Origin of the sequence: Dictyobacter arantiisoli (assembly GCF_008326305.1) — a bacterium.
GTDB classification, from domain to species: Bacteria; Chloroflexota; Ktedonobacteria; order Ktedonobacterales; family Ktedonobacteraceae; genus Dictyobacter; species Dictyobacter arantiisoli.
Genome location: NZ_BIXY01000029.1, coordinates 63237 through 71734, shown reverse-complemented (window position 1 = coordinate 71734; position 8498 = coordinate 63237). Strand labels below are relative to the sequence as shown.

Sequence of the window (8498 nt, the reverse complement as noted above, 5' to 3'; positions counted from 1 at the left end):
CGCCTTTGGGATGATGCCCATCCCGTTCTTGGAAGTATTCTCCCGCCGGATTTAGAAACAATTCAGGTTTTAGCATCATTTAGGTGCTAGAAATGTTTCCCGAAAATCCGGGATGACTCATAAATACTACCTTAAGTTGCAAGCAGAAGGACGGGAATACAATTATTTGTATTCCCGTCCTTCTGCTTGCAATGAAACTATAAATCAAAGCCAAAGGTTGCAGCACCAAGTAAACCAACTTTATGATTCAATATAACATGCACCGGCACGTCTGCCAGCATAGCGGAGAAGCGTCCCTTGGCGGTGAAGGCACGCATAAACTCCGCATCTTCCAGGAAGGAAAGGATGCGTGGGGGGATACCACCACCCAGATAGATGCCACCAGTTGCCAGGGTTTTGAGGGCCATATTCCCGGCTTCCGCACCCAAAATAGAAACGAACGTCTTGAGTGTCGCTACACAAATAGCCTCTGGTTCCTTATGCTCTTCTGCTGCCAATCCCTGTGCGGCCTTGACAATAATTGGATTATGATCCTTTGTCTGCGCGAACTGCTCGGCCAGCCATTGAGGCTCATTAAACAGGCCCGACTCCCTGACATATGCATAAATATTGGGCAGGCCGATGCCCGAACAGACATGTTCATAACTGACATGAGACATATGCTCAAGCATATATACCAACATTCCGATTTCAAAGGCATTGGTGGGAGCAAAATCAACGTGCCCGCCTTCGGAAGGATGCACACGATAATGCGCGCCATCCCAGGTCAAGACGGCTTCGCCCAGGCCAGTTCCTGGCGCAACAACCGCCAGCGTACCATGGGCCGCTGCTTTTCCTGAATTTAAGGTATGAAGATCGGATGAGCGCAACTGTGGAATAGCAGTTGCCATAGCAGCCAGATCGTTCAGCAACGTCACTGAAGGAATATTCAATGCCTGCTCCAATTGTCTCTCTTCCATTTGCCAGGAGAGGTTTGTAATCTTCGCCTTGCCAGCCACAACTGGCCCTGCAACGCCAAAAACAGCCCGCTCAATGGTAATGCCAGACAGATCAATTTGCCCCATAAACGCATGAATCAACGCCGCCAGCGTAGCATACTCGCCACTCGGCAATGTTCCCTCATGCAAAGGGGTCCTGATATCCTCCCGTGATTGATAAAGCGCAAGATTCGTCTTTGTTCCCCCGATGTCACCAGCCAATAACATGATTACGCGTAACCTTTCGATAGAAGTGTTTCACTAGTACACTTTATTCTAACTATGACAGGCAAAACAAGAGACACAGGCGCTCATGTGTCACCTGCCAGATATGAGAGAAAAAATATTGATATATGTCAATATTTAATCGCCCTTTAGTTATCAACATAAAGGGTTAAAAATATATCCGCGTGCGCCTCTCCTTCTTTATGAGAAGCGGAAAGAGCGAACTACCCATCCAACCACCTCACATCCCCCCAAATCATACCACAATAAGTGTCATTTAGCCTGACAAAGTGTTTGATTCCCATCACCATCGGGATTGACCTGCTGGCAGGCGCGCAAGCGCCTGCGCCCTTTTTAGTATGTGATGGAGAAAAGGTTCTTCGAACCTTTTCTCCATCACATACTAAAAAGAAGTTTGAGCACCATTGGTGCGAAAACTCATGCACAGAGATCGTGGAAAGCATGGGAAACAAACACTCTCTGACCTCGACTTTGTACAATTTTGAAAACGTGAGCTCGAAATTGCGTCGCACTCGCCCTTTTTCGCAGGCTCAAAAGCCTAAAATTGTACAAAGTCGAGCTCACAAAGTGTTTGTTTCCCACTCCCATCGGGATTAACCTGCGCCCTTTTTAGTGTGCGTCCCATACACGCACAGTCGCGTCATAGGAGGAGGTAACCAGACGGTCTCCAGATGATGACCACGCAAGCGCCGTGACTGTCAGTGTATGTCCTCGATACTGTATTGTGCTGCCCGTTTGCAAATTTTTTACCAGCGCAAAACCTTTAGGATCAGGAAATTGGGGACTTCCACCAGCTGCAGCGAGAAAGTGTCCATCAGGAGACCAGGCGAGCGCGAGCAACGGTACTCCAGTATGCAGCACAGAGTTGACACTAGTAATACCCGTTTTTACCTGGAGAAGCTTGATGGTCTCGCTATCTCCATACGCAATAGTAGTTCCATCTGGCGACCAGGCAAGGGCATTGGCGGCTCCTGGAATGCTCCAACGTATAGCGCCGGTGGCACTATTCCATATTTGGAGCGTACGTTTAAAGGCGCCGCCAATAATACTATCGATACTGGAGACGAGAAAATGACTATCAGGCGACCAGGCAAGGCGCGAAACAACCTGCTTATGATAGGCCAGGAACCGCTTACCGCTAAGCGCGCCCACAATATGCACCGCCGGGCCGCTGCCATCACTTCCGGCCAGGGCAATACGTGTCCCATCTGGCGACCAGGCAACAGCATTCATATACGTCATGCCCGTATACGTAACGAGCGGTGTTCCAGTATGGACATTCCAGACAGTCGCAGTTGATACAGCATGAGGGAGTGCTGAAGATGACGCGCCATTGCCAACCACAGGAGGCTCTATGCCTCCTGCCGTCACCACATAATGACTATCTGGTGACCAGGCCAGGAGCACACCATCATGGGATGGAAGAGCGAGCACAGTCTTACCACTTGTCGCATCCCAGATCTCAACAGGCGCGTGGATACCTCCGGAGGCAATCAACTTCCCATCTGGTGACCAGCTTACCGCGTCTGTAAAATTATTTTGCCGTACAAGGAAAGTCTGACCTACCGTTGCCGCCGGGCGTGTATAATTAGTGCCCACATATTGGACAGCCCCTACGACTCCAGTCGCATGGAGTCCCAGACCCACCACAATACATCCCAATCCAGAGAGACAGAGCGCGCGCCGTGATAACCGATGGAAACCAAAAGAGCGTACATGTGCAGGTAATTTATTTCTAGGCTGAGTATTCCCAACGCGATTTTGCATATCTATAACCTTCCTTCAAGTGGCATCTCTCGTCCACACAAAGAGATTATAGCGGTTATTTCATGCAAAGTAATGCAATATGCATTAAGAAGCTATTAAGAGCCTTTTAGATAGATGAATTCATGCATAGCCATATAATATTTCACCACTGCGCATTGAGGCTGATATTGGCCTTTTGTATCCTGGCTGGCGCTGAAAGTGAGCTGGATACGTATCTACGCTCAATCGGAAATATCACTGGTATTATAGATTAAATAGCTGGCTCCCAACAGAATTATGATATAAGCCAGAGTCAGGAATAGTTGTAAAGGGAGCCGGTCCCAGGAGACGATTCCCTGACCGACAATGAGAGAAGTAGTATAACCATTCAAAGTATTTGATACCACCCCTGGTAAGGCATTGATCAATGCAGCCAGCGCAGAACCAATCTGGGCACTCAGGCCGCCAATAATGCTAAATACGACTGTTGTGGCTAAATACTCTACGACGATATAGCCTAATGAAAAGATAATTCCCACCGTGGCTGAACGTCCACATGTCGCCGCCAGGACAGCAATCGACATATACACAAAAAAGCGTAACGACTGTGTAAGCCACGTCAAAATGATGCCCAGCCAACCTGCCCAGGGCAGTAACTGGGGACGATAACCAAAGAGAGGACCTATCAACAAACCAAGCACAATTGCAATAAGAAAGGTAACGCCCACAAAACCGAGGGCAACCAGTGCCAGTGTAACAATCTGGGCGATAAATACCTGGGCGCGGCTCATACCGCGTGTCAACATCTGACGATGCATCCCTAATACATAATCGCTGCCAACCAGCATGCTAGCCACAATACATAATAATAGCGGCCCCAGAAGTCCCAGGAGTGCCAGGGCAAATTGGAGCGAACCAGGAAAGGTTAAAATTCCAATGGGATCAGCCGCTGACGGCGCGCTCCGGGCTGGCTTGAGCAACAGATGGGAGAAAATAGTCAGCACAAGAATCAAAACATAGAGGCCAAAGAAAATCCATAACACAACTTTTGTCATCAAACGGCGGCGAAGCACGAAGAAGTACCAACGTATGAGTTGCCAGGTTTGAGGCCACCAGCCCTGAACAATGGTCTGAGCATGGGAAACAGAAATCTGAGCATTATGAGCATCACGCGCCATCGTAGAACCCTCCATCGGCAATCCAAAGAAAGGATAATAGTACCTGACAATCGCTGCTGCTGTCATCCTCCAATCTACTGATAGTCCGGATTGAGAGATTTCAGAATGAAACGAAAAAAAAGGCTGCGTATAGCTTGACAAAATGACCAACGAAGAGTAATATACATCCATACAAACGAAGCCATCTGCATATGCAGGTGAGCCGGTGACACTAGCGAAGAGGGTACACCTGTTCCCATCCCGAACACAGAAGTTAAGCTCTTCCTCCCCGATGATACTCCGTGGGCAACTGCGTGGGAAAATAGGAAGTCGCCGTCTCACCCGCCTATACGGATGGTTCTTTTGTGTCCAAAAGCATCTTTCCACCCTGACGTTCAGAACGAATGGAGGAGATGTTTTCTTTGCTTCATTCAGCTTCTAATAGCCTTCCCTCTCGCCGCCGCGTGCGGCGGCGAAGAATAGAAGAAAAAAGGGTATTTGGGGACACCCCAAACCCCGGCAAAGGGCTGGCCGCCCTTTGCAATCCCGCTTGAAAAGCCTTACGTTCGCACCTATGGGACTCGCCGCCCTTTGCAATCCGCTTGAAAAGCCTTACGTTCGCACCTATGGGACTCGCCGCCCTTTGCAATCCCGCTTGAAAAGCCTTACGTTCGCACCTATGGGACTCGCCGCCCTTTGCAATCCGCTTGAAAAGCCTTCTGTTCGCACCTATGGGACTGTGCCCCCGTCATCTCTCCCCCCCATCCCGCCCGCGTTGCGGGCGCACAACTCATCAAATGAAGTTTGACAGAGTACTAGAGCGACTCATGATGATATGCTATAATATACATTGGACATTGTCTCTACAAATTATGAACATTCCAGCAACATCATAAAGCAAGGAATGTTATTCACTAATTCCAACGTACACAAAAGAGCAGTTGTATTTTTGTATCCAAGCCAGACAGTCACTGACAGTATGGGCCAGATCAGTAACGTATGCCGAGTACAGTTGAATCATTGATGATCACACAAAGGGGTATCATTTGAGCAAGGACCATGCAATCTCCTCAAATAGTGTAAAAATAATTCATAAAAAGAGCGATGAGCATCAAACACAGAGTGTGAACTCCTATCCCAACGGGCTCGAGACATATCTTGGACTCATGATGATGGCGCATGATGCCATGATTATTTGTGATGCCGATCAACATATTTACGGCTGGAATCCAAGTGCTGAGCGCCTTTATGGTTGGACACAACAAGAAGTCCAGGGAAAACACTATCATGAATTGCTGCAATCCCATACTCATCCAGATACCCCCCAAAATAGCGTTCTCACCTTGCTGGAACAAGATCATTGGGAAGGTGAACTGGTCCAAACTGGTCGCGATGGACGGACAATCATCGTGAAAAGCAAGCAACTTATTCAACGCAATGCTCATGGTCATCCAACTGCTATATTGCTTTCCAATCAAGAGATTACACGGCAAGTCCGAATAGAACAAGAATTGGCAAGAGAGCATTTGGTTACAGATCAAGCATGCAAAGCCGGTTTCTGGTATTGGGATCTCAAGACGAATAACATCAGAACAACGAAGAGCGCCCTTACCAACACTGTATCTGTCAAAACATTTGAAGAATACCTCCAGGCAATTCATCCACAGGACCGAATTTTAACGGAAGCAGCAGCCAGGCGGTCATTGGAGACAGGGGAAAATTTTGTTAATGAATACCGCCTCTTTACCGAGCATGGCGCTGAACATTGGATGCACTCGCATGGACATATTCTTTACGACGATCAGAACCGGCCTATGATGATGGTTGGAGTTACGGTGGATATCACTGAACAACGACATCTCCAGGAACAGATCCATGAAAAACACCATTTACTTAAAATGGTTCTGGATAGCATCGGCGACGGTTTTATGGCATTGGACAATCGCTGGCGCTTCACCTATGTCAACGCTCAGGCTGAAAAGGTGCTCGAAAAAACAAGTGCTGAACTGCTAAACAAGCATATTTTTGAGGAATTCCCAAAACTCAAAAATACGCAATTTGCTCAAAAGTTAGTACATGCTGTAGAAACGCGGCAAGTTCAACATTTTGAGTTCTATCGCTCATCTAATAAACAATGGTTTAATGTCCATTTTTATCCCTCAACAGAGGGTGTAACGATCTACTATAGCGATGTCACAAAATTTAAACTTACCGAGAAAAAACTGCGCCATAGCGATGCCAAATTTAACTGGCTCGCCAATGCCAACGTAGTAGGATTTATGCTGGCTGATTTTAAAGGGAGAATTTTTGAAGCCAATGATCTTTTTCTCTCTATGCTTGGTTTTACCCGCAAAGAACTTGAGGCTGGACTCATCAACTGGCGGACACAGACGGCTCCCGAATATGCCGAACTCGATGCGCAATCTATCCGAGAACTACAAGCCACTCGGACCTTCAAGCCTTTTGAAAAAGAATATTATGATAAACAGGGGAAGCGCGTTCCAATCATGCTGACGGGTGCTATGGTGGAACGGCGAACCACGCGCTGCGCCGTGATTTTTGTTGACATGTCAGCGCAAAAAGAACTTGAGCGTCAAAAAGAGCTGTTTATGAGTATCATTGGTCATGAACTACGCACACCACTTACCGCTATCAATGGCAGTATGCAGCTTGCTCAACGTCGCTTGCAGCGCTTTTTTCTGGGCAAAATTGGGAACCTTGATCCCGATGTTGAATTGATGCTCAACAAGCTTGGCAAACTCCTGGATCAATCCCTGCGCCAGACACGCGTCCAGAATCGCTTGATTAATGATCTGCTTGACATTTCGCGCCTCGCGATTGATAAGCTGGAACTTGCGCTACAACCAATAAATCTCATTACGATTGTCAGGGAAACAGTCGAGGATCTGCGCTATACCGAAGGAAATCATCAGATTGATCTGAAGCTCCCGATCCAAACAGATATCCCTGTCAAGGCAGATAGTGACCGTATTGGACAGGTTATCGCGAATTATATTACAAATGCGCTCAAATATTCTTCTCCTTTTGAGCCTGTTACGGTTGAGGTTACCTATGGTGAAAAACTTGTCCGTGTCTGGGTGCATGACCAGGGGCCAGGCCTATCCGAGGAAGATCAAAAACACATCTGGGAACGCTACTATCGCACATCCGCCAACAAAAACCAGCAAGCAGGAGGTGTCAATCTCGGCCTGGGATTGCATATCTGCCAGATTCTAATCCAGCGCCATGGCGGTGAGGTGGGTGTCATCAGCAAAGAAGGAGTAGGCTCTTCTTTCTGGTTCTCCTTGCCTATCCTCAAACCTGAGGAGAAACAAACAAACGCGCTTGAAGCTCCAACGCGTAATTAACGCCACTTTTCAAGCCTGGGCAGGAGTTGCGATTATCACGTATGAAGGTGTAAAATAAAGTGAGCTATGGAGAGCAATGAACCTGGCTCACATTCAATCCACATTACATATTCACGAGCGTCGATAACATATGCAACTCAACTATCGGATTACCTCTCATCATGTCTCTATACAAGGGCAACTGGTGCGCTATCGCAGCATCGAACCCTGGGAAGGTCAACAGCAGGCGGCACAGCGAGAAACGATTGTGCTGGTGCATGGTCTGGCTGCCTCCAGCTACTGGTGGCAGCGTAATCTCACCGCTCTGGCAGCATACTACCACCTGTATTTAATTGACCTGCCCGGCTTTGGTAGCATGCACCGACAACATCGTCAATTTCAACTGGCGACAGCAACCTCCTGGCTCTTTCAATGGACGCAGGCGGTCGGGCTGACGCATGCCCATTTTATTGGTCACTCGATGGGCGGTGTCATCTGCGCCCGCCTGGCAGCCGAACATCCCACTCTGGTTGAACGGCTGATACTTGTTGCGCCAGCCGTCATGCCTCCTGAACGCTTGATACGACACTATTTACTACCCCTGGGAAAGGGCATCTGGCATACAACACCAACCTTCTGGCCGATCCTGACCTACGATGCGCTTCGTACTGGTCCCTGTACGCTCCTTCGTGTCGCACAGCAGATACTGACCCACGATAGTCAGGCACACCTCAAAGCAGTTACCAATCCAACACTCCTCATCTGGGGTCGCTATGATACCCTTGTACCAGTCGAAACAGGCTATAAGCTTGTCAAAACACTCTCACAGGCGCAACTCGTGGTCCTTCCACGTGCCGGACATGTCTGTATGTTTGAGCAAGCCAGCCTGTTCGACAAACACGTCCTTACCTTTCTTCAGTCCAATAGTTAGCTGAACAGGACCACGAAATAGCCATATCTACACATGCGCAACAAAAACATGCGATGAAGAGAACATCACCAATATTTGAGACGTTCATTACCAA

At 48.1% G+C, this 8498-nt stretch carries 5 protein-coding genes and 1 rRNA gene; 3 read left to right on the top strand and 3 right to left on the bottom strand.

The genetic code is table 11. The features are described 5' to 3' along the window. Nucleotides 1-197: 197 nt before the first annotated feature. The 3 genes from F1593_RS11585 to F1593_RS11575 all read right to left on the bottom strand — a co-directional run bounded on the left by F1593_RS11585 (nucleotide 198) and on the right by F1593_RS11575 (nucleotide 4147). Nucleotides 198-1205 (bottom strand): glucokinase, encoded by a 1008-nt coding sequence (locus F1593_RS11585; protein ID WP_149401722.1) that lies wholly within the window; start codon nucleotides 1203-1205, stop codon nucleotides 198-200. Nucleotides 1206-1832: 627 nt separating this feature from the next. After that, complete coding sequence (locus F1593_RS11580; RefSeq protein ID WP_149401721.1) at nucleotides 1833-2990, bottom strand: WD40 repeat domain-containing protein; 1158 nt, start codon at nucleotides 2988-2990, stop codon at nucleotides 1833-1835. Between the two features lie 221 nt (nucleotides 2991-3211). Beyond that, nucleotides 3212-4147: a DUF2705 family protein gene (locus tag F1593_RS11575; RefSeq protein ID WP_172632058.1), complete on the bottom strand. Its 936-nt coding sequence runs from the start codon at nucleotides 4145-4147 to the stop codon at nucleotides 3212-3214. Between the two features lie 201 nt (nucleotides 4148-4348). On the opposite strand from F1593_RS11575, the gene rrf reads away from it, so the two are divergent. The 3 genes from rrf to F1593_RS11560 all read left to right on the top strand — a co-directional run bounded on the left by rrf (nucleotide 4349) and on the right by F1593_RS11560 (nucleotide 8404). Then, nucleotides 4349-4465: ribosomal RNA gene (gene rrf / locus F1593_RS11570) — 5S ribosomal RNA — on the top strand. Nucleotides 4466-5172: 707 nt separating this feature from the next. Next, a complete protein-coding gene (locus tag F1593_RS11565) occupies nucleotides 5173-7494 on the top strand; it encodes a PAS domain-containing sensor histidine kinase (protein WP_149401719.1) in 2322 nt (773 codons plus the stop codon). Between the two features lie 130 nt (nucleotides 7495-7624). Then, nucleotides 7625-8404 carry an alpha/beta fold hydrolase gene (locus tag F1593_RS11560; protein WP_149401718.1) on the top strand — a complete coding sequence of 260 codons (780 nt, stop codon included), beginning with the start codon at nucleotides 7625-7627 and terminating at the stop codon, nucleotides 8402-8404. The last annotated feature ends 94 nt before the right edge of the window (nucleotides 8405-8498 follow it).

Excerpts from the sequence above, each read along its gene's own strand:
- F1593_RS11585 (WP_149401722.1), bottom strand. The coding sequence starts at position 1,205 with ATGTTATTGGCTGGTGACATCGGGGGAACAAAGACGAATCTTGCGCTT.
- F1593_RS11575 (WP_172632058.1), bottom strand. The coding sequence starts at position 4,147 with ATGGCGCGTGATGCTCATAATGCTCAGATTTCTGTTTCCCATGCTCAG.
- F1593_RS11560 (WP_149401718.1), top strand. The coding sequence starts at position 7,625 with ATGCAACTCAACTATCGGATTACCTCTCATCATGTCTCTATACAAGGG.
- F1593_RS11580 (WP_149401721.1), bottom strand. The coding sequence starts at position 2,990 with ATGCAAAATCGCGTTGGGAATACTCAGCCTAGAAATAAATTACCTGCA.